Source organism: Cardiobacterium valvarum, assembly GCF_900460955.1.
Lineage (GTDB): Bacteria > Pseudomonadota > Gammaproteobacteria > Cardiobacteriales > Cardiobacteriaceae > Cardiobacterium > Cardiobacterium valvarum.
In genome coordinates this window covers 2,465,509-2,487,500 of the sequence record NZ_UFUW01000001.1, presented here as the reverse complement: position 1 = coordinate 2,487,500, position 21,992 = coordinate 2,465,509, and the positions used below count along the sequence as shown (strand labels likewise).

General features: G+C 55.5%; 18 protein-coding genes, 2 rRNA genes and 2 pseudogenes (1 of these 22 running past the window's edge). 16 read left to right on the top strand and 6 right to left on the bottom strand.

The annotated features are described in order from the left end of the window. Positions 1-1,177: ribosomal RNA gene (locus tag DY250_RS12065) — 23S ribosomal RNA — on the top strand (it extends 1,682 nt beyond the left edge of the window). Positions 1,178-1,277: 100 nt separating this feature from the next. Next, positions 1,278-1,393, top strand: a 5S ribosomal RNA gene (gene rrf / locus DY250_RS12060). A 180-nt stretch (positions 1,394-1,573) separates the two neighbouring features. Here the strand turns inward: rrf and DY250_RS12055 are convergent. The 4 genes and pseudogenes from DY250_RS12055 to queC form a co-directional block, all read right to left on the bottom strand. Beyond that, positions 1,574-1,960: a transposase gene (locus DY250_RS12055; protein ID WP_115612497.1), complete on the bottom strand. Its 387-nt coding sequence runs from the start codon at positions 1,958-1,960 to the stop codon at positions 1,574-1,576. 9 nt (positions 1,961-1,969) lie between these two features. After that, positions 1,970-2,320 (bottom strand): IS630 transposase-related protein, encoded by a 351-nt coding sequence (locus DY250_RS12050; RefSeq protein ID WP_115612496.1) that lies wholly within the window; start codon positions 2,318-2,320, stop codon positions 1,970-1,972. 138 nt (positions 2,321-2,458) lie between these two features. Continuing rightward, positions 2,459-3,250, bottom strand: a pseudogene (locus DY250_RS12045) (IS5 family transposase). Between the two features lie 59 nt (positions 3,251-3,309). Next, positions 3,310-3,957 (bottom strand): annotated as a pseudogene (gene queC / locus DY250_RS14975) (7-cyano-7-deazaguanine synthase QueC). A gap of 121 nt (positions 3,958-4,078) precedes the next feature. On the opposite strand from queC, the gene argG reads away from it, so the two are divergent. Continuing rightward, positions 4,079-5,416 (top strand): argininosuccinate synthase, encoded by a 1,338-nt coding sequence (gene argG, locus DY250_RS12035; protein WP_115612495.1) that lies wholly within the window; start codon positions 4,079-4,081, stop codon positions 5,414-5,416. Between the two features lie 39 nt (positions 5,417-5,455). On the opposite strand, the gene recO is transcribed toward argG, so the two are convergent. Beyond that, on the bottom strand, positions 5,456-6,118 hold the full coding sequence (recO, locus tag DY250_RS12030; protein WP_115612494.1) for a DNA repair protein RecO: 663 nt from the start codon (positions 6,116-6,118) through the stop codon (positions 5,456-5,458). A 65-nt stretch (positions 6,119-6,183) separates the two neighbouring features. On the opposite strand from recO, the gene DY250_RS12025 reads away from it, so the two are divergent. The 6 genes from DY250_RS12025 (at position 6,184) to DY250_RS11995 (ending at position 12,464) form a co-directional block, all read left to right on the top strand. Further along, positions 6,184-6,777, top strand: a complete 594-nt coding sequence (locus tag DY250_RS12025) for an anthranilate synthase component II (protein WP_172542368.1) — start codon at positions 6,184-6,186, stop codon at positions 6,775-6,777. After that, a complete protein-coding gene (gene pilB, locus DY250_RS12020) occupies positions 6,774-8,483 on the top strand; it encodes a type IV-A pilus assembly ATPase PilB (RefSeq protein ID WP_115612492.1) in 1,710 nt (569 codons plus the stop codon). Before DY250_RS12025 ends, pilB begins: the two co-directional genes overlap by 4 nt. Positions 8,484-8,499: 16 nt before the next feature. Continuing rightward, positions 8,500-9,717 (top strand): type II secretion system F family protein, encoded by a 1,218-nt coding sequence (locus tag DY250_RS12015; RefSeq protein WP_115612491.1) that lies wholly within the window; start codon positions 8,500-8,502, stop codon positions 9,715-9,717. Continuing rightward, positions 9,717-10,595 carry a prepilin peptidase gene (locus DY250_RS12010; protein WP_115612490.1) on the top strand — a complete coding sequence of 293 codons (879 nt, stop codon included), beginning with the start codon at positions 9,717-9,719 and terminating at the stop codon, positions 10,593-10,595. Before DY250_RS12015 ends, DY250_RS12010 begins: the two co-directional genes overlap by 1 nt. Positions 10,596-10,600: 5 nt before the next feature. Beyond that, positions 10,601-11,206: a dephospho-CoA kinase gene (gene coaE / locus DY250_RS12005; protein ID WP_115612489.1), complete on the top strand. Its 606-nt coding sequence runs from the start codon at positions 10,601-10,603 to the stop codon at positions 11,204-11,206. A gap of 388 nt (positions 11,207-11,594) precedes the next feature. Continuing rightward, positions 11,595-12,464, top strand: coding sequence for an IS4 family transposase (locus DY250_RS11995; RefSeq protein WP_172542366.1), 870 nt, complete (start codon positions 11,595-11,597; stop codon positions 12,462-12,464). A 236-nt stretch (positions 12,465-12,700) separates the two neighbouring features. Here DY250_RS11995 and DY250_RS11990 read toward each other — a convergent pair whose 3' ends face one another. Beyond that, positions 12,701-13,420, bottom strand: coding sequence for an LOG family protein (locus tag DY250_RS11990; RefSeq protein ID WP_115612486.1), 720 nt, complete (start codon positions 13,418-13,420; stop codon positions 12,701-12,703). A gap of 109 nt (positions 13,421-13,529) precedes the next feature. On the opposite strand from DY250_RS11990, the gene polA reads away from it, so the two are divergent. From polA to DY250_RS11960, 7 genes are all read left to right on the top strand, one after another. Next, a complete protein-coding gene (gene polA, locus DY250_RS11985; RefSeq protein ID WP_115612485.1) occupies positions 13,530-16,232 on the top strand; it encodes a DNA polymerase I in 2,703 nt (900 codons plus the stop codon). 63 nt (positions 16,233-16,295) lie between these two features. Further along, on the top strand, positions 16,296-16,469 hold the full coding sequence (locus DY250_RS14095; RefSeq protein ID WP_006984598.1) for a hypothetical protein: 174 nt from the start codon (positions 16,296-16,298) through the stop codon (positions 16,467-16,469). Positions 16,470-16,629: 160 nt separating this feature from the next. Next, complete coding sequence (gene uvrB / locus DY250_RS11980) at positions 16,630-18,654, top strand: excinuclease ABC subunit UvrB (protein ID WP_115612484.1); 2,025 nt, start codon at positions 16,630-16,632, stop codon at positions 18,652-18,654. A 39-nt stretch (positions 18,655-18,693) separates the two neighbouring features. Beyond that, entirely contained in the window at positions 18,694-19,509 is an 816-nt protein-coding gene (locus DY250_RS11975) for a DNA adenine methylase (protein ID WP_115612483.1), read from the top strand. Then, positions 19,499-20,314: a DNA-methyltransferase gene (locus DY250_RS11970; RefSeq protein ID WP_218565591.1), complete on the top strand. Its 816-nt coding sequence runs from the start codon at positions 19,499-19,501 to the stop codon at positions 20,312-20,314. The genes DY250_RS11975 and DY250_RS11970 overlap by 11 nt, the downstream gene beginning before the upstream one ends. After that, entirely contained in the window at positions 20,307-20,858 is a 552-nt protein-coding gene (locus DY250_RS11965) for a hypothetical protein (RefSeq protein ID WP_115612482.1), read from the top strand. The genes DY250_RS11970 and DY250_RS11965 overlap by 8 nt, the downstream gene beginning before the upstream one ends. A gap of 3 nt (positions 20,859-20,861) precedes the next feature. Beyond that, entirely contained in the window at positions 20,862-21,986 is a 1,125-nt protein-coding gene (locus DY250_RS11960; RefSeq protein ID WP_115612481.1) for an NnrS family protein, read from the top strand. Positions 21,987-21,992 lie beyond the last annotated feature (6 nt).

Below are 21,992 nucleotides of genomic sequence, written 5' to 3'. Positions count from 1 at the left end.
GTATGCCTCTGATGGTGAATAGCTGTTGGAGGCCGCAGAGAATAGGCCGCTGCGACTGTTTAACAAAAACACAGCACTCTGCAAACACGCAAGTGGACGTATAGGGTGTGACGCCTGCCCGGTGCCGGAAGGTTAATTGATGGGGTGCAAGCTCTTGATCGAAGCCCCGGTAAACGGCGGCCGTAACTATAACGGTCCTAAGGTAGCGAAATTCCTTGTCGGGTAAGTTCCGACCTGCACGAATGGCGTAACGATGGCGGCGCTGTCTCTACCCGAGACTCAGTGAAGTTGAAATCGCTGTGAAGATGCAGTGTACCCGCGGCAAGACGGAAAGACCCCGTGAACCTTCACTATAGCTTGACACTGAACATTGAAACAAGTTGCATAGGATAGGTGGGAGGCTAAGAAGCAGAGACTCTGGTTTCTGTGGAGCCATCCTTGAAATACCACCCTGCTTGTTTTGATGTTCTAACGCTAACCCGTGATCCGGGTTGCAGACAGTGTCTGGTGGATAGTTTGACTGGGGCGGTCTCCTCCCAAAGAGTAACGGAGGAGTGCGAAGGTGGGCTCGGTGCGGTCGGAAATCGCACCAAGAGTGCAAAGGCAGAAGCCCGCTTAACTGCGAGACATACAAGTCGAGCAGATACGAAAGTAGGTCTTAGTGATCCGGTGGTTCTGAATGGAAGGGCCATCGCTCAACGGATAAAAGGTACTCCGGGGATAACAGGCTGATTCCTCCCAAGAGTCCATATCGACGGAGGAGTTTGGCACCTCGATGTCGGCTCATCACATCCTGGGGCTGTAGCAGGTCCCAAGGGTATGGCTGTTCGCCATTTAAAGTGGTACGCGAGCTGGGTTCAGAACGTCGTGAGACAGTTCGGTCCCTATCTGCCGTGGGCGTTGGAGATTTGAGGGAAGCTGTTCTTAGTACGAGAGGACCGGAATGGACGAACCTCTGGTGTACCGGTTGTCACGCCAGTGGCACAGCCGGGTAGCTATGTTCGGAAGGGATAACCGCTGAAAGCATCTAAGCGGGAAGCCCCTCCCAAGATAAGATCTCCCTGAGACTGTAAGTCTCCTAAAGATCCGTTGTAGACTACGACGTTGATAGGCTCCATGTGGAAGTGTAGTAATATATGCAGCTAAGGAGTACTAATTGATCGTGAGACTTGATCATACAACGCTCAAGTTATTTTTAGTGCTCAATAAGTTTTAGATGATGGCTCTCTTAATTTAGATAAGAGAGAACGGTTTAATAATTGAATGTAACCGGTTTTCCTGACGGTCATAGAGCTGTGGTACCACCTGAACCCATGCCGAACTCAGAAGTGAAACGCAGTATCGCCGATGGTAGTGTGGGGTTTCCCCATGTTAGAGTAGGACACTGTCAGGGTCTTATCAAGCCTCCGTATCTAATGCGGAGGCTTTCTTTATTTAGTGATGTCTCTAAATATTGGGTAAAGGAAGTGTTATAATCGAATCGCTAATAAAGAGTAACGAGAGTAAAGAACCAAAACAGCAGGGCATTCACATCAGCCAACCGCCATTGTTTCCTCAACCGTTTGATCCATGCTCATGTCTTCTCTATCGGGTTGAAATCCGGGCTATAGGGCGGAAGCCACAGCACCGTATGTCCCTCAGCCTGCAATGCATCCAGCGTGTCCTGCCGTTTGTGGAAGGAGGCGTTGTCCATCACGATCACGCTGCAGGCGGGCAGTTCCGGCAGCAGTATTTCTGTCGCCCATGTATGAAAAACATCGCTGTCTATGCTGCAATCAAAGGCAGTGAAAGCAAATGGCACGGTGCCACACAGGGCGCCTATAACGTTGGTTTGTGCCTTGCTCCATCCCGGATACGCCTGCGCATTTTTGCCCGCGTGGTGCATAGCCGTAAGGACGGGAGATGTCTTTTCTGAAGCCGCTTTCATCGATATAAACGAATGGATGCAGGCGTGCTTCATAGACACTTTTTACTTCGAGGAATTCACGGCGTTTTTCTTCGTCTGCCTTGCGGTGGCGGAAGTCTTTTTTTTAACGGTGAAACGATAGCGCTTGAGCGCCTTGCAGATGCCGTTTTGCGAGCAGCCCAAACGTGCAGCCCTTTCCCATTGATAGTCATCAGGGTGCTCAGCCACGTCTTGCCGGATGACTTCTTCTGTGAGAAGGCGAGGCGTAGAACGGCGGCTGCCTTTGGGTTGTGGCTGTTTCTTCCAGGTAGCAAGGGTGTTGGGGCTGATGCGGTGTCCGGCTGCCACTTCGCGATAAGTGCTATCTTCGAGTTCTGCAAGGATTTTTTTACGGATATGGGCTGGATAGGTCATGATTTTGATGGTTACTGTTTTTTTGCTATTTAACTATATCGCTTGGGTAGGCTTTTTTGTTCATGCCCATAGCTTACAGCAGAGACGGAGACTATGAACACGTTCTTAGAGGCAACGTCGTGGGTTCTCAGAACGTGTTCATAGTCTTCGTAGCAGGACTCCTAAGAAAGCCAAAACGACCATTTGCAAACTGGTACTCAACTTACGCTCGCAGTTTTTCCAAAGCCGTCTGTTCTTTTCCAACCAGGAAAAACTGCGCTCTACTACCCATCGTTTCGGCAATACCGCAAAACGGTGCAATTCGTTTCGCTTGGCAATCTCTACCTCCGCACCCATCAACCCCTGTACCGATAAAGCAAATGCCTTACCCGTGTAACCACCGTCAGCAAGGACTTTTTGTACCGCACCAAGATTATCCCGCTCGCGTTCCAAGGCTAGCAGGCAGCCTTTTCTATCCGTAACATCCGCCGTCGTCACCGCAAGGGCATGCGGCAAACCCTGCATGTCAACCGCTATATGCCGCTTGATACCGCTCACTTTCTTGCCCGCATCGTAGCCTTTTTCCATGGCGGTATCCGTGTTCTTCACACTCTGCGCATCAATAATCAGGAAAGTGGTTTCTTAATGGCGTCCCTGCTTACGGCGCGCTGCTGCCACCTGATTTTTTTAACGCTTCCTCAAGGAGGCTAATGCCGTTTTCGCGGGGTTTGCTCCATCTCTGGAAGTAGGAATGAACGGTGCGCCATTTGGGGAAATCGCCCGATAAGGCACGCCAGGAACAGCCGGTACGCTGCAGATAGAGGATGGCGCAAAAGACATCGTACAAATCCACTTTGCGCGGTGCTGTGCGTTTACGGGCACTTTCCAAGAGAGGGAGAAGGGGGCAAATTGTGTGCGACTTATGTCGCTTGGATAGGCTTTTCTGTTCATACCGGTAGTTTACAGCAGAGACTATGAACACGTTCTCAGTAACGGTCCTATCCCCGCGCCTAGCGTAGAGTCTGATATTCACGCCAGCCGCGTTCTCGCAGTTCGCAGGCCGGGCATACGCCGCAGCCTCCGCGCACATCGCGATAGCAGCTGTGGCTGTATTCGCGGACGTAATCCAGTCGCCCCAGTTAGTCGACAAGCGCCCAGACTTCCGTTTTTTTGAGGTTCATCAGCGGTGTTTTCGATGCGGAAGTCGTAGGCCATCGCCAAGCTCAGACTGACGTTCATGGATTTGATGAAAATGTCGCGGCAATCGGGGTAGCGGAGAAATCTGCTTCCGATACGCCAATCATGATGCGGCGGATACCGCGCCCTTTGGCGTAAATTGCCGCATAGAGGAGGAACAGGGCGTTGCGCCCGTCCACGAAGGTGGTCGGCAGGCCGTCATCGCCTTGGGTAATCGCGGTGTTTTCATCCATCAGCGCGTTATGGGTTACGGCTTGCAGCTGAGGGATGTCCAGTACGGTTTGTCGTACCTGCAAATCAGCGGCTATCCGACGCGCGCATTCCAGTTCGATGGCATGTCACTGTCCGTAGCAAAAGGTTATTGTCTCGACTTGGGGCGCTCCATACGTCGCGATCGCTTGCAGTAGGCAAGTCGTCGAATCTTGTCTGCCGGAGAAAATGACCAAAATCTTCTCTTTCATGACGATTTTTCCTCAAAAAGTAGGTAATTATAGGGAATATATAATGTGCTATACGCTTTAGCTCTATCATCTGTGCCTTGTGGTGCTAGAATGCCCTTTCGTCTTTTTACCGGAATAATTCATGAGCCAAGCAACCATCCTGCAACGCCTGCCCGTCGGAGAAAAAGTCGGCATCGCTTTTTCCGGCGGGCTGGATACGTCCACCGCTTTGCTGTGGATGAAGCAAAAAGGCGCACGCCCTTATGCTTATACCGCTAATCTCGGTCAGCCCGACGAAAGCGATTATGCCGCCATTCCGCAAAAGGCTCTCACTTTTGGCGCTGAACGTGCACGCCTGGTGGATTGTCGTGCCCAGCTGGTGCGTGAAGGTATCGCTGCTATCCAGTGCAACGCTTTCCACATCACCACTGCCGGCAGTATTTATTACAACACTACTCCGCTTGGCCGCGCCGTGACCGGCACGAGGCTGGTCGCTGCGATGCAGGAAGACGGCGTCCATATCTGGGGCGACGGCAGTACGTATAAAGGTAACGATATTGAACGCTTCTACCGCTACGGTCTTTTGACCAACCCGCGTCTGAAAATCTATAAGCCCTGGCTGGATCAAGACTTCATTGATGAACTCGGCGGTCGCACAGAAATGTCGCAGTTCCTCAACGCCAACGGCTTCAACTATAAGATGAGTGCGGAAAAGGCGTATTCCACGGATTCTAATTTGCTCGGCGCCACCCATGAAGCGAAAGACCTGGAATATCTGAACAGCGGCATCCGCATCGTCGAGCCGATTATGGGCGTAGCCTTCTGGCAGCAGGATGTCGCCATCGCGCCGGAAGAAGTGCGCATCCGTTACGCTGAAGGGGTGCCGGTCGCCCTGAATGGACACGAATACAGCGATCCGGTTGAGCTGATGCTGGAAGCTAACCGCATCGGCGGGCGTCACGGCCTCGGCATGAGCGACCAGATTGAAAATCGCATTATTGAAGCGAAATCACGCGGTATCTACGAGGCGCCCGGCATGGCACTGTTGCACATCGCCTATGAACGTCTCGTCACCGGCATCCACAACGAAGATACGATTGAGCAGTACCGCATCAACGGCATCCGTCTCGGTCGCCTGCTCTATCAGGGTCGCTGGTTCGACCCGCAAGCACTGATGCTGCGCGAAACTGCGCAACGCTGGGTCGCTAAAGCCGTCACGGGTGAAGTTACCCTCGAACTGCGTCGCGGCAACGACTATTCCATCCTCAATACCGAATCGCCAAACCTTTCTTACGCGCCGGAACGTCTGTCGATGGAAAAAGTGGAAAATGCCGCATTTACCCCCGCCGACCGCATCGGCCAGCTGACCATGCGCAATCTCGACATCAGCGATAGCCGCAGCAAACTGGCGCTTTATCTCAAAACGGGGCTCATTGGTGATGGCAATGACAGCCCGATTCCGCAAATTGGCCACGAATAAATCATTGACCCTGGCGAAAGATGAGCGCCTTTCCAGCGCTTACCTTTGCAGGAGCTGTTTTAGCGCGATGGTGGTTTTACGGGTATTGCCGCGCCGTTGACTATAGAGATGCACAAGTTGCTGTAATAAATGTCGCGTATCCGGATGGGACCAATTAGGATCCCCCTGCAATAATCCCAGCAATATCTCACGGCGATAGCCCTGCGCTGCGGCACACAGTATCGCCGTATCTCCGCTGCTATCCAGGGAATAATAAGGTGCATGCCCCTGCATCTCCGGCAGCAAGCCCAAGTGCATCAACAAGGCGTATTCAAAGCGGCGCAACGCAGAGGCGTCTGGAGACTGCAGGGCTTGGGCATATTGATAAAACAGTTGCGGCGCAGGATCGTCCATCGGCAACAGGCCCAAAAGAATTTCGTTCAGGTAGTGAGCGTTTAGCAGAGGCTGACCGATCGGCGGGATAAAACTGCCCTGGATCTCCGCCTGCCACAAACAGGCAAGCTCCCCCTTACGCTGTCCTGATACTGCTAATAAGTGAAAAGGGGCATAAATATGGGTCTGGCGGTGCGTTCGCTGCTGCGGGATGCGCACACTGGCGCGAAAACAGCCATAATGCACGCTAAACACGTCAATTAAATAATGATTTTCCTTATAAGGACGGCGGTGCAAGATGAAGGCGGGTTCCTGTTCGATATGTATCATTTGCACAAAAGATGGTGCTATAATTGCAATTTGTTTAGATAGGGCGGGATTTTGCTGTGCTTTTGATGGTAGATAATTACGATTCGTTCACTTATAACCTCGTACAGTACTTTACTGAACTGGGGCAGGAGACAGTTGTCTATCGTAATGATGAAATTACCCCGGAACAAGCACGTACACTGTCGCCCGATTACATCGTTATCGGCCCCGGCCCCTGTTCCCCCGCTGAAGCGGAAGGGGCAAACGCCATCATCCGTGCCTTTGCCGGAAAAATTCCGATATTTGGCGTGTGCTTGGGTCACCAATGCATGGGGTATGTGTTTGGTGGCACGGTCACAAGAGCACCGATGGTGATGCACGGAAAAACCTCAACGGTTTTCCATAAGGGCGAGGGGGTTTTTCATGATTTGCCCAATCCCGTGCAAGTCGTGCGCTACCATTCATTAGCAGTACCGCCGCAGCAATTACCGCAGGGTTTCATGATGACCGCCTGGTCTTTCGATGGTGACCAGCAAGTCGTGATGGGAATGCGGCATCCCTCACTCTTGATGGAAGGTGTGCAATTCCACCCTGAATCGTTTATGACCGAATGCGGCCATCAAATGCTGGGCAACTTTCTTAAAACATTCGCAGGCGACAACAGGAAGGTTATGGCATGAGCGATTATGATCCCTTAATTGGTTATATAGTGCAGCACAAAATCTGTACCCCCGAGCAAATCAGAGAAGTACAGATTAGCGTGCAGAAAAAACGCGGCAATTTTCTCCAACAATTACTTAGTGATGGATTGCTGGACAGTTCACGTCTATCGAGGATTAACCGGGAAGTCTATAACCTTCCCTATGTCATGTTGCGGGAAATGGATATCCGCCGGGAATTAACAGCACAATTCAAAGAAGCCATTGTCCGCAAACATATGGCTCTACCGTTTTACGCAGCAGGCGGCCGCCTGTTTATTGCCACTTTTGATCCATCCAACCGCATGATGCTGGATGAATTCAAATATCAAGGAAAATTCACTTCCGTAGAACCCATTATTGCCGATATGGGCGTAATTGAAGCGCTCATCGAGGATCACTATGCCGGTGTGGGCGGTATGGAAGATATCCTCATTGAGGACGGGGACGCGAGTGATTCCGCCGCAAAAATTAACGAGGCCATCAGCGCAGCAGGCGTAGCCGGTGGCGATGGTACTGATGAAGCACCAGTGGTACGTTTCGTTTCAGGTATGCTGCTGGACGCCATTCGCACGGGCGCCTCGGACTTGCATTTTGAACCCTATGAAACCAGCTATCGGGTCCGTTTTCGTCGGGATGGCGTGTTGCAGGAAGTTGCCGCACCGCCACCCAATATCGCCAACCGGATTACCGCCCGCTTGAAAGTTATGGCCAGCCTGGATATTGCGGAAAAGCGGGTACCGCAAGATGGCCGGATCAAACTGCCGGTATCTGACACCAAAGCGATCGACTTCCGGGTCAGTTCACTGCCTACCTTGTGGGGGGAAAAAATCGTATTGCGTATTTTGGATAGCTCGGCTGCAAAACTGAATATTGATGTTTTAGGTTTTGAGCCCGATCAAAAACAGCATTATCTGGATGCGATCAGCAAGCCGCAAGGATTGGTACTGGTTACCGGTCCGACGGGTTCCGGTAAAACTGTATCCCTCTATACAGGTCTGTCTATCCTGAATAAGCCAACCGTTAATATCTCCACTGCAGAAGACCCGGTGGAAATCAACCTGCCCGGTATCAATCAGGTCAACGTCAATCCCAAAACAGGACTCGATTTCGCCGCTGCCCTCAAGGCTTTTCTGCGACAAGACCCCGATATCATTATGGTCGGGGAAATCCGGGATATTGTGACGGGTGAGATCGCTGTAAAAGCGGCGCAGACAGGACACTTGGTGCTTTCCACCCTGCACACCAACGACGTGCCGCAAACGATCGCCCGCCTCGTTAATATTGGCATTCCGTCCTATAACATCGCGGCGAGCGTCAACCTGATCATGGCGCAACGTCTGACTCGCCGCTTGTGCGGTAATTGCAAAATACGCGATCGTCGGCATAGCCATGACGAACTGGTGGCTTTGGGATTTGCCGAAGATGAAATTGATGATTTGCGTATTTATGCTCCCAAAGGCTGCGAGCGCTGCAGTTATCAAGGGTATCGCGGACGTGCAGGTATTTATCAGGTAGTCCCCATTTCAGAATCACTATCGGAAATGATCTTGCACAATGCATCAGCCGCCGATATAGCCGAACAATGCCAGAAAGAAGGATACTGGGATTTGCGCCAATCTGCGCTTAATAAGGTACGCCAAGGCCTCACCAGTATTGAAGAAATTTTACGCGTCACCACAGACTAACAGTTAAGGAGTCACCATGGAAACGAAAAAAGAACTAAAGACCTATCAATGGAAAGGCAGAAACAAACTGGGAAAAGAAATTTCCGGTGAAAACGATGCTAAAAATGATGCTGTATTGAAGGCATTTTTAGCCAAACAGGGATTGGTTAACGTCTCGGTTAAAGAGAAACCCAAACCTCTGTTTGAGTCCAAAGGAAGAATTAAAAGTAAGGATATTTTATTTTTTACCCGCCAGATGGCGACTATGCTGCGAGCAGGGATGCCGGTTTTGCGCGCCTTGGATCTGGTCGGTGAAAGTATTGAAAAGCCTTTGGCCATGCGGGAAATGGTTTTTGATTTGTACGAACGTATTCAGAACGGTGCAACTTTGGCAGAAGCGATGCGGGCACACCCCTTGCAGTTTGACGATCTTTATACGAGTTTGATTGCTGCCGGTGAAGATGCTGGTATGCTGGAATCTACCATGGACAATATTGCCCTGAACCTGGAAAAAGGTGAAGCTACCAAGAAGAAAATAAAGAAAGCATTAACATATCCATGTATAGTCTTGGTATTTGCTGCCGTAGTAACTGCAATTTTGCTAATCAAAGTGGTTCCTGTATTTGCTGAATTCTTCTCTGCCAATGGCGGCGAGCTGCCGGGATTGACGCAAATGGTTGTGGGAATGTCCAACTTTATGGTGCAAAAAGGAATTTACTTCTTTATTGCCTTCATCTTCTTCTGCTACCTGTTTTTCTATATGAAGCGGCGTAATAAGAACTTGCAGGAAAAAACCAATATTGTCATGTTCAAAACGCCCGTTATCGGTGGCATTTTGAAATGCGGCGCCAATGCCCGTTTCGCCCGTACCATGTCCACTTTGTTTAATGCCGGTGTCCCGTTAATGCGTGGCTTGCAGGCAACGGCGCCAGCAACCGGCAGTGTCCTCTTTGAAAGAGCGGTTTATGAAATTCGTGATGACGTGCAAAACGGTCAGCAAATGAGCTTTGCCATGAAAAATACCGGTTTATTCCCAACGATTGCCGTACAAATGACAGCTATCGGTGAGGAATCCGGTAACTTGGGGGAGATGCTGGGCCGGGTTGCAACTTATTATGAAGAAGAGCTGGATTGGCGTATTGATAACCTGACCGCCATGATCGAACCGGCAATTATGGCATTCATGGCGGTTGTCATTGGCGGCTTGATTATCGCGATGTACCTGCCTATCTTCAATTTGGGAACGCTTTTCTAATGCTGTCTTTGGACGCTGCTTTTTTCCAAACGCCTTTCGGCATTGCGCTGATTGGCGTTTGGGGTTTGATGGTTGGGAGTTTTCTCAACGTCGTTATCTATCGCCTACCCGTCATGATGGAGCGTGAAGAGAAAATGTACGCTTGGGAGATCCTGCATGGTGAAACGGAAGGTGGAGACAATAATCCTTTCAAAATAACAGAAACCTTTAATCTGATGTTTCCGGGGTCGCATTGTCCGAGTTGCGGTACCCACATTCGTTTTTGGCAGAATATTCCTATCGTGAGCTATCTCTTGCAACGCGGTCATTGTGTCGGCTGTGGCACAAAAATATCCATCCGTTATTTATTGGTGGAATTGCTGTGCGGCGTGCTGAGTATTCTGGTCGTGCTGCGTTACCCCGATCCATGGCAACTGATTTTTGCCCTGCTGTTGACATGGGCACTGCTCGCCATGATTTTCATTGATGCGGAAAAACAGCTACTACCTGATGTGATAACTTTGCCGTTTATGTGGCTTGGTATTATGGCAGCCTGCATTCAGGGTGGTCTCTTTGTCAGTTTGCATACCAGTGTGATTGGAGCCATTGTTGGCTATCTTTCATTGTGGTCGGTATATTGGGTATTCCGCCTGATAACCGGTAAGGAAGGAATGGGCTATGGTGATTTCAAACTGCTGGCGCTGCTTTGTGCCTGGCAGGGGATTGCCATGCTGCCGTTTATTCTGTTCTTCTCGGCAGTGACCGGGCTTATCTTTGCCATGATTAATCGTATTGGCCGCAGTATCCCGATGGCCTTTGGTCCTTATCTAGCCATCGCCGGCTGGCTTACTTTCATGTATGGCGGACGAATTGCAGCGGTAACCGGCCTGTCCCTCTAGCATTCATGATTATCGGATTAACGGGCGGCATAGCCAGTGGCAAGACTTTATGTAGCGACTGGTTTGCCGCCCGTTCTGTTACCGTAATTGATGCCGATATCATTGCGCGGGAAGTCGTCGCTAGCGGCTCTCCGCTGTTGCAGGAACTGGCCGACGTATTTGGCCGCGATATTCTAACCGCCGATGGCGATCTTAACCGTGGTGTGCTGCGGGTGCGCGCCTTTGTAAACGATGCTGCCCGCAACCGCCTGAATGCCATCATGCAGCCAGCCATTCATAGCCGCTTGCTGCAACAATTGCAGGCTGCACCGCCTAAACCTTACCGCTTGCTTAGTGCTCCCCTGTTATTGGAAAACGAACTGGATGTACTCTGTGATCTTGTCCTGGTCGTGGATGTCTCCGCAGCCACACAGCTGTCGCGCGGCAGTCAGCGTGACCGGCAAAGGCGCGACGCTATCGCCGCCATCATCGCCGCACAAATTTCACGTGAAGAACGCTTACGTCGCGCCAATTTCATCGTCAACAACGAAAGCGGCATCCCCGCAACTTATCGCCAACTCGCCGCGCTACATCAGCGCTTTCTTGGTTGGGTGCAGCAGCACGATTCCTGAAACCTGCGCGTAAAATCTCATACCAACCTCCCTTCGCATACGGCAAGAAAATCGCCCTCGTGGATGCTTAGCGGAGTCAATGTTTTCGTTGCTTGGCAAGCCCAGTATTTCCGCCGCTTGGCTGGTCCAGTGTTTATGCTGCTTGGCCATTGGTATCTACACATCTCCACCCTAAACAACCCATGCGGCCCCCCTTTATCTCTTCCGGTGTCATAAACTCCAATAATTCCTGTGCTGACAACAGTCTAAGCATCCCTTCCAGAAGCGCAGGGGCGGTAATCTCACGCCCCTTCTTCGTCTGTCGGCCCGATAGCCGCATCAGAAACTCACACAGCCGCCGCCCCGCTTCGCTCCGGTCACTTTGCAGCCGCCATACCTGCAGGCAGCTTTGCGCCACAATCAGCAACCGCTTGCAAATCCTTTCCCCTGTCTCCTGCTACCAGCCCTCCACCCGGTAGCCCGCTTCGTCTTCCCGGTTTTCGGCTGGCAAAACGTCCGCCTCACCCTCGACCGCACAACATGGGAATACAGCAAATCCTGTATCAACATCCTGGTACTGGCCGTCGTCTGGCGTGGTGTCGCTATCCAGGTACTGTGGGAAACACTGGATAAAAAGGGGAACTCCAACACAGGCGAACGAATGGTTTTGCTGGAACTTTTCCGTGAGACCTTTCCCGAAGTCCATATCGAAACCCTCTATGCTGACCGGGAGTTCATTGGCAATGGATGGCTGGCGTATCTGCGTCAAGCAGGGATTTCTTACTGCATCCGCTGCAAGGAAAACGCGCAGATAGCGGGAAAAGGTGGCACAAGGCAGGCGTTGAATAGCCACTTTCGGGCGCTGAAAACAGGTGAAGGGAAAAGATTGGGGCCGGTGATGCTGTATGGGCAACAACACTATCTTGAGGCGACCCGTCTGACCGACGGGCAACTGCCGGTGGTTTGCAGTGAAGAGGGCAAGGGGATTGAAGCATACGGCGAGCGTTGGCAGATAGAGACACTGTTTGGCAGCCTGAAAAGCAAAGGGTTCAACTTGGAAGACACACATATGACCGCACCGGCGAAGATAGACAGGTTGATGTCAGTGCTGGCGATAGGCTTTGTGCTGTCCTGCCGCGCGGGGGAAGCAGAAGATAAACGGCGACCGATCAAGGTGAAGAAGCATGGCAGACCTGCGCAAAGTTTATTCCGGGCGGGATTGGACCGGCTGGTTTCTGTGTTATTCAGGGGGATCAGGCTGTTGGAGTTCAGGCGGTGAGGTGATGGATTTACTGGCGGTCAAGGAGGATGTGGGATGAAGGTTTTTTTGTCGTGTACGAAGTATCAAGGGTAGGCTTTAGCTCACCGAGCAGGTACAGCCTGCTTTTTGCAATCTTTACCGTAGCCTGGAAGCAATGCCGTCAAGCGGCATAAACACAGGGTTCACCAAGTGGGAAAACCTCACGCTTTCGCCGCCCGCAAAAAAGCCCGCTGTAGCGGGCTTTCGCAACGGCATCACAAATGCCGCAGCAAATGCTCCTCCTCCGCGCTGGGGGCAAACTCGCGATCTGCATAAAAATCGCGGATGACCTGAATCACCGCTTCCGTGTCATCGACCAGTGACACCAGCGCCATATCCTCGGCGGTAATCAGCCCGCCGGCGACCATCGTTGTTTCCATCCAGGCAAGCAGCCCGCGCCAGAAATCGCTGCCGACGAGAATCACCGGAATCTTGCGCGATTTCCCCGTCTGAATCAGCACCAGGATCTCCGCCAGCTCATCGAGCGTGCCAAAGCCGCCCGGCATCACCACATAAGCGTTGGCATAGCGCACAAACATCACCTTGCGCGCAAAAAAATGGCTGAACAGCAGCGAAATATCCTGAAACTCGTTTGACGACTGCTCATGCGGCAACACGATATTCACCCCCACCGATAGCCCCTTCTCACCCGCATACGCCCCCTTGTTTGCCGCTTCCATCACGCCGGGGCCACCGCCGGAAACTACGGAGAACCCCGCATCCGACAGGCGTTTCGCAATCTCCTGCGTCTGCTGGTAGACCGGATGATCCGGTGGGATGCGCGCCGAGCCGAAAATACTTACCGACGGCGGAATCACCGCGAGGCGCTCAAAACCTTCCACAAATTCCGACATAATGCGGAACACCCGCCATGCTTCCCCATCCATCGCGTGCCGTTCGCCGTGCAAATCCTTTGGCGGATGACGTTTACTCATTAAATAGCCCTCTCACAAATTGACAACACCCGCTGCCAGCGCCTATAACGCCGCGCAACAGAAAAGCGCGCATTGTGCCGCAAAGCCCGCATCACAACCAAGGACACCCATGCAACACCCCGACCCGAACCACCTCGTCGTCCTCGTGGACGGCTCGTCCTACCTCTTCCGCGCCTTCCACGGCCTGCCGCCGCTCACCACCCGCGACGGCCACCCCACCGGTGCCCTGCATGGCGTCGTCAAAATGCTGGCCAAACTCTACGACGACCACCAACCCGCCTACATCGGCGTCGTCTTCGATGCTCAGGGCAAAACCTTCCGCCACGACCTCTACCCCGCCTACAAAGCGCACCGCCCGCCGATGCCGGACGATCTGCGCGCGCAAATCGGGCCGCTGCACCGCCTCATCGAAGCGCTCGGCTTCCCGCTCATCATCGAAGACGGCGTCGAAGCGGACGACGTCATCGGCACCCTCGCCATGCAGGCGCTGGCGCAGCACTACCAGGTCGTCATATCGAGCGGCGACAAAGACATGACGCAACTGCTCGTCCACGCCGACATCACCCTGCTCGACACCATGAAAAACGCCATCACCACCGCCGACGACGTGGCGGCGCGCTTCAAAGTCGATGCCCTGCGCGCCGACCAAGTTATCGACTACCTCGCCCTCGTCGGCGACAGTGCCGACAACATCCCCGGCATACCCAAAGTCGGGCCGAAAACCGCCGCCAAATGGCTGGCCGAATACGGCAACATCGACAACCTCATCGACAACGCCAGCAAAATCCCCGGCAAAATCGGCGACAACCTGCGTGCCGGCATCCCCACCCTGCACCTCGCGCGTGAACTCGCCACCATCAACACCCGGCTCGAACTCAGCACCACCATCGCCGACCTCGCCCTGCAACCGCGCCAGCCGGACAAACTCGCCGCCCTCTGCGACACCTACGAACTCGCCAGCATCAAAGCCCAATACCTCAACACCACTACGCCTGCCGCGCCGCCCGCGACTGTCACCACCCACTACCGCGCCATCACTACCCTGGCAGACCTCGACGCCCTCCTGCCGCAACTCGCAGGCGGCTTCGCACTCGACACCGAAACCGACAGCCTCGACTACATGCGCGCCCGCCTCGTCGGCATCAGCATCGCGGTGCAGGCGGGCGAAGCGTACTACCTGCCGCTCGCGCACCAGCTCACGGCAAACCTGCCCTGGGACGCCACCCTCACCCGCCTCAAACCCATCCTCGAAAACCCCGCCATCGCCAAAACCGGCCAGCACCACAAATACGACCGCCACATCCTCGCCCACGCCGGCATCACCCTGCGCGGCGTCACGGACGACACCATGCTGATGAGCTACACCATCAACAGCACTGCCACCCGCCACAACCTCGACGATCTCGCCGACTACTACCTCAACCACAAAACCACCACCTACGAAGACCTCGTCGGCAAAGGCGCCAAACAACTCACCATCGACCAAATCCCGCTGGAAGCCGCCAGCGACTACGCCTGCGAAGACGCCGACATCACCCTGCGCCTGAAAGAACACCTTGCGCCCAAACTCGCCGCCGCACCGCGCCTTGCAGCCCTCTACCGCGACCTCGAACTGCCGCTGGCCGAACAGCTCTACCGCATCGAAGAACGCGGCGTGCGCATCGACCCTGCCGCGCTTGCCGCCCACAGCGCCGAAATCAGCGACCGCCTCGCCACCCTCGAACAACAGGCGCACGACCTCGCGGGCGAAGCCTTCAACCTCGGCTCACCCAAACAACTGCAAAAAATCCTCTACGAACAACAAAACCTGCCCATCATCCGTAAAACCCCGAAAGGCCAGCCCAGCACCGACGAAGAAACCCTGGCCGAACTCGCCGAAACCCACGGCGCCGAACTACCGCGCCTCATCCTCGAACACCGCAGCCTCGCCAAACTGAAAAGCACCTACACCGACCGCCTGCCCGAACTGGTGAACCCGCAGACGGGGCGCATCCACACCAGCTACCACCAGGCCGTAACCAGCACCGGCCGCCTCTCATCGAGCGACCCCAACCTGCAAAACATTCCGGCGCGCAGCGACGAAGGCCGCCGCATCCGCCAGGCCTTCATCGCCGCCGACGGCATGCAAATACTGGCCGCCGACTACTCACAAATCGAACTGCGCATCATGGCGCACCTCTCGGCCGACCCCGGCCTGCTCGCCGCCTTTGCCAGAGGCGACGACATCCACCGCGCCACCGCCGCCGAAATCTTCGGCGTCGCGCCGGATGCCGTCAGCCGCGAACAGCGCCGCGACGCCAAAGCCATCAACTTCGGCCTCATCTACGGCATGAGTGCCTTCGGCCTCGCCCGCCAGCTCAACATCCCGCGCGGTCAGGCGGCGGACTACATCGACACCTACTTCGCGCGCTACCCGAAAGTGCGCGACTACATGGAAATGACACGCGAAACCGCGCGTCGTCAGGGCTACGTCGAAACCCTCCTGGGACGCCGCCTCTACCTGCCGGACATCAACAGCAAAAACCCGCAACGACGGCAGGCCAGCGAACGCCTCGCCATCAACGCGCCGATGCAGGGCAGCGCCGCCGACATCATCAAGCGCGCCATGCTCGACCTCGACCGCGCCCTCGGCAGCAGGGACGACCTGCACCTGATCATGCAGGTGCATGACGAACTCGTCTTTGAAATCGCGCCGGAAAGCAGCGCCGCCCTCATCCCGCAAATCAGGACACTGATGGAAAATGCCGCACAACTGAGCATCCCGCTCATCGTCGATACCGGCCTCGGCGCCAACTGGGATGAGGCACACTGACTGCCTGGAAGACATATCGTTTTGGACTGCAATCACCCTTCAGAAACCACCCGGAGAACCCATATGACGGATTTACTACACTTCGTGCATGACAAAACGCGCCCAGGCAAACGCAAGGCAACATTGCCGGAGACCCCCAACCCATTAACCGCAGAAACCCTGACCAAAGCCGAACGCGGCGAAGAATTGCTTGCGGCAGAAAATGCCGAGGACCTGTTCAAAAAGCTGGGGATTTAATGGCGCTGTGACCGCTACGCACAAAACAATTCGGCAGACATGCCGATTTATTCGGTTAGGGAAAACCAACCTGCCTGAAGTGCGACTTTTCCCCGCTTGGCGGTAACCCGCCCACAGCCCTCGTATAATCCCCCGCCAATCCCATTCCCTGCCCCACACCATGCGCGACCCCAAACCCGCCGCCAGCGGCGACCTTTTCCAACTCGTCAGCAACTACCAGCCCTCCGGCGACCAGCCGACCGCCATCGCCCAACTCCTCGAAGGGCTGGAAGACGGCCTTGCCAAGCAGACCCTGCTCGGCGTGACCGGCTCCGGCAAAACCTTCACCATGGCGAACGTCATCGCCCGTGCGCAGCGCCCCGCGCTCATCCTCGCGCCGAACAAAACCCTCGCCGCGCAACTCTACGGCGAAATGCGCGAATTCTTCCCGCATAACGCCGTTGAATACTTCGTTTCCTACTACGACTACTACCAGCCGGAAGCCTACGTCCCCGCTTCGGACACCTTCATCGAAAAAGACGCCTCCATCAACGAACACATCGAGCAGATGCGCCTTTCCGCCACCAAAGCTATCCTGGAGCGGCGCGATACCATCATCGTCGCCTCCGTCTCCTCCATCTACGGCCTCGGTGACCCCAGCCAGTACCGGCAAATGCGCCTGCACCTCTCCAGAGGCGAACGCATTGACCCGCACGACGTACACGCCCACCTTGCCGAACTGCAATACACGCGCAACGACATCCAGCTCGCGCGTGGTACCTTCCGCAGCAAAGGCGACACCATCGACATCATGCCTGCCGAATCCGACTGGTACGCAGTGCGCATCGAACTCTTCGACGACACCATCGAAAACATCCGCTACTTCGACCCGCTCACCGGCGAAATGCTCGACCCCGTGCCGCGCGTCACCATCTACCCGAAAACCCACTACGCCACACCGCGCGACACCATCCTCGCCTCCATCGAACTCATCAAGGTAGAACTGCGCGAACGCGTTGCCGCCCTCGTTGAGCAGAAAAAACTCGTCGAAGCGCAGCGCCTCGAACAGCGCACAAGATTCGACCTCGAAATGATGAACGAACTCGGCTACTGCTCCGGCATCGAAAACTACTCGCGCTACCTCTCCGGACGACAAGCGGGCGAACCGCCGCCGACCCTACACGACTACCTGCCTGCCGACGCATTGCTGATGATTGACGAAAGCCACGTGACCATCCCGCAGCTAAACGGCATGTACAGGGGTGACCGCTCGCGCAAAGAAACCCTGGTTGATTACGGTTTCCGCCTGCCATCCGCGCTGGACAACCGCCCGCTGCGCTTCGAAGAATTCGAAGCCCTCGCGCCGCAGACCATCTACATCTCGGCCACACCGGGCGACTACGAACGCGAGCACAGCGGCCAGACCGTCGAACAAGTCGTGCGCCCGACCGGCCTGCTCGACCCCGAAGTCGAAATCCGCCCGGTAGAGAGCCAGGTTGAAGACGTGCTCGGCGAAATCCGCACCCGCGTCGCTGCCGACGAACGCGTCCTCATCACCACCCTCACCAAAAAAATGGCGGAAGACCTCACCGACTACCTGATGGAACACGACGTGCGCGTGCGCTACATCCACTCAGACGTCGGCACCGTCGAACGCATGGAAATCATCCGCGACCTGCGCCTCGGCACCTTCGACGTCCTGGTCGGCATCAACCTGCTGCGCGAAGGGCTGGACATGCCGGAAGTCTCGCTGGTCGCCATCTTCGACGCCGACAAAGAAGGCTTCCTGCGCGGCGAACGCGCCCTCATCCAGACCATCGGCCGCGCCGCGCGCAACGCCAAAGGCAAAGCCATCCTCTACGCGGCGCACATCACCCGCTCCATGCAGGCAGCGATGGACGAAACCAGCCGCCGCCGCGAAAAACAGCAGGCCTACAACGCCGCGCACGGCATCACCCCGCAGACCATCCGCAAAAAAATCACCGACGTGATGGAAGGCGCGCACGTCGCCATCAAAGCCAAAAAAGCGCACCGCGAACGCGACAAAGAAACGATGCCCGCCGACCCGAAAGCCGCCGCCAAACTCATCAAACAACTCGAAAAAGAAATGCTCACCCACGCCAAAAACCTCGAATTCGAACAGGCCGCTGCCCTGCGCGACCGCATCAAGCATATCGAGCAGACGGTGTACATCGAGCAGGCGTGACAACATGCACACCATTCCCTCCCTCTCTTTCTGAACACCATGTCAAGCAAACCCTTCCTCAAATGGGCAGGCGGCAAGCACAAGCTTGTGCCCTTCCTCACCTCCCACCTGCCGCAGCAACGCAGCGGGCGGCTCATCGAACCCTTTGCCGGTTCCGCCGCCCTCACCCTCGCTACCGACTACGACGCCTACCTCATCAACGACACTAATCCCGACCTCATCACCCTTTACACCATCCTCAAACAGGAAAAACAGGGCTTTATCGACTACGCTCGCCGCTACTTCATCCCGGATAACAACGAAGAAAGCCGCTACTACGCCCTGCGCGAGCAATTCAATGACAGCCACGAGCCCGCTGAACGCGCCGCCCTCTTCATCTACCTCAACCGCCACGCTTTCAACGGCCTGTGCCGCTACAACAGCAAAGGCGGCTACAACGTCCCCTTCGGCCGCTATCGCGCCCCCTGCTTCCCCGAAAAAGAAATGCAGGCCTATCTCGGCAAAGCCGGACGTATCGAGCTCAGTTGCGGCGACTTCCATGACGCTCTCGCCAAAGCGACGAATGACGACACCATCTACTGCGACCCGCCCTACGTCCCGCTCAGCGATACCGCCTCATTCACCGCCTACCACAAAGACAGCTTCAACCGTGACGAACAACAGCGTCTCGCTGACACTGCCCGCATCATCGCCCCGCGCACACGCGGCATCCTCATCTCCAACCACGACACTGCTTACACCCGTGCCCTCTACCACGATGCCCGTCTCGCTACCGTCCACGTCCAGCGCAATATCGCCGCAAGTGGCGCCAGCCGACAAAAAGTTGGGGAAATCCTCGCCATCTATGCTCCCTGAACCCCTCACCCTCGCTGAAGAAGCGGCAGCCTACGGCAATCTGAACAAACAGTACGGCCCCGGCTACATCACCTACAACGCCGACGCCCTGCACCTCATGCGCCGCATCCTCGACAAACACCCACAGGGCCGTTTCGACATGATCTTTGTGGATCCGCCCTACTACCTGTCCAACGACGGCATCACCTGCCACAACGGCCAGGCCGTGTCCGTCAACAAAGGGAACTGGGACAAATCACGCGGCATTGCCGCCGACATGGAGGCCTACGAAGAATGGCTGCGTCTGTGCTATGCCCTGCTACGCCCCGATGCCACCATCTGGGTCTGCGGCACCCAGCACAACATCTATCTCATCGGCTACCTCATGCAGACCATCGGCTACCACATCCTGAACAACATCACCTGGGAAAAGCCCAATCCGCCGCCGAACCTGAGCTGCCGTTATTTCACCCACGCTACCGAAACCCTGCTCTGGGCAAAAAAACACAAAAAAGCGCGCCACACCTACCATTACGAGCTCATGCGCGCCGAAAACTACGGCAAACAAATGAAAAGCGTCTGGCGAATTGCCCCACCGCCACGTGCGGAAAAACAATACGGCAAACACCCGACACAAAAGCCGCTGGCACTCGTCGAACGCTGCATCCGCGCCGCCAGCAATCCGGATGACCTCATCTTCGACCCCTTCATGGGCAGCGGCACCACTGGCGTCGCCGCAGTACGTCATGGCCGCCGTTTCTGCGGCTGCGAACGCGATTCCATCTACTACGAACTGGCCAATCAAAGGATAAAACACCATGATTAAAGACGGCATCGGCGGGGCAAACACCCGCACTGGTTTACAATTCGAAGCAAAGGCAGACCTACGCCAACTCTTTACCGCCATTCCGGGCTACGAACTGCGCGAAACCGCTGATAACGCCGGATACGAAGTCTGGTTTGCCGGAAAACTGTTGGCTCACTGCTTCAAGAAGCGCGAGTTCTACCGTTTCCTGAAACGCTACCAAATCAACTGGCAAGACCACCTATCGAAGCGGCTGGAACCCGATAACGGCCTCTTCGTCATTGTGCGCGATACTCTGTTTATCATCGAAGTTAAATACCAAAAAGTTGAAGGCTCCGTTGACGAAAAACTGCAAACCTGTGATTTCAAGCGCAAGCAATACACCAAACTAGTACACACACTCGGTTGGCGGGTGGAATACGTTTACGTTCTGAATGCCGAATGGTTCGACAAACCCAAGTATCGCGATACATTGGATTACATCCACAGCGTCGGCTGCCATTATCTGTTTGACCAAATCCCCCTAAAATGGCTGGGACTGCCCGACGGCACAACAGAGGACTAGTCCATGCCCATCCTCACCCTGCGTAACCGCGAACACCCCTTCCGCCTTTTCTTCCCGCTCGCCTGTCTCGGTGCCTGGGTTGCCCTCCTGCCGTGGCTGGCGCTCCTGCTTGCCCCCGCACACGCCGCTTATCCGCTGCACTGGCACGCTTTTGCCTTCCTGAACCTCTGCGCCGGGGCGGGCTTTGTCGGTTTCCTCATGACCGCCCTGCCTGCCTGGACGGACGACCCTGCGCCGCGCCGCTACCACAGCACCATCCTGCTCGTCCTCTGGGCCGCCATCCTCGTCGCCCTGCCTTACCCCGCGCCTGCCGCCTGGACCAGCGGCGTTTTCTGGCTCTATCTCACCGCTTACACCGCGCTGCGCGTCATCCGTAACCGTAACAGCCGCCTCATCAGTTTTATCCTCATCCTCACCCTGCTCACCACCTGCGCCGTTGCCTACAGCCTGCGGCCCACAGGCGACATCCTGCACCGCATGGTGGACGTGATGCTCATCGCCGTGGCGCTGGTCAACTTCCGTGTTGGCCGTGCTATCGGCAACCAGGCGCTGGAAGATGGCGGTCACAGCGCCCTGACCTTCCTACCCAATCCCTATACCAAAAATATCAGCGCCCTCATCCTCGGCCTTTATGCCGCCGTTGCCACCTGCGGTGCCGCTGAACCCATCCAGGGCTGGCTGGCACTCGCCACCGCCGCTGCCTTTGCCGCCCGCCTGCAAGAATGGCACAGCCTCATGCTGCTGCGCGCGCACTACGTCCGCGCCCACTACGCCGTCAGCCTGGCGCTGGTCGCGGGCTATGCCCTGCTCGGCGTCGCCCAGCTCGGCCTGCCCGTGCTCTTCAGCCCGGCGCGGCATTTGCTCGCCATCAGTGCCATGCTGGCGATGGTGCTGGTCATCATGAGCATCGCCGGCGTGCGCCACAGCGGGCTGGATCTGCGCTTCTATCCGGATACCCGCCTCGCCCTCGTCCTGATTCTTGCGGGCGGCATCAGCCGCTGCCTCGGCGCCCTGCTGCTGCCGAACCTCATCACCATCTACGCCATCCCCACCGCCTGCATCGCTGCCGCCTTTACCCTCTACGCCCTGCGCTACCTCGGCATCTTCCGCCGCACCGAACCGCATTGACCACCC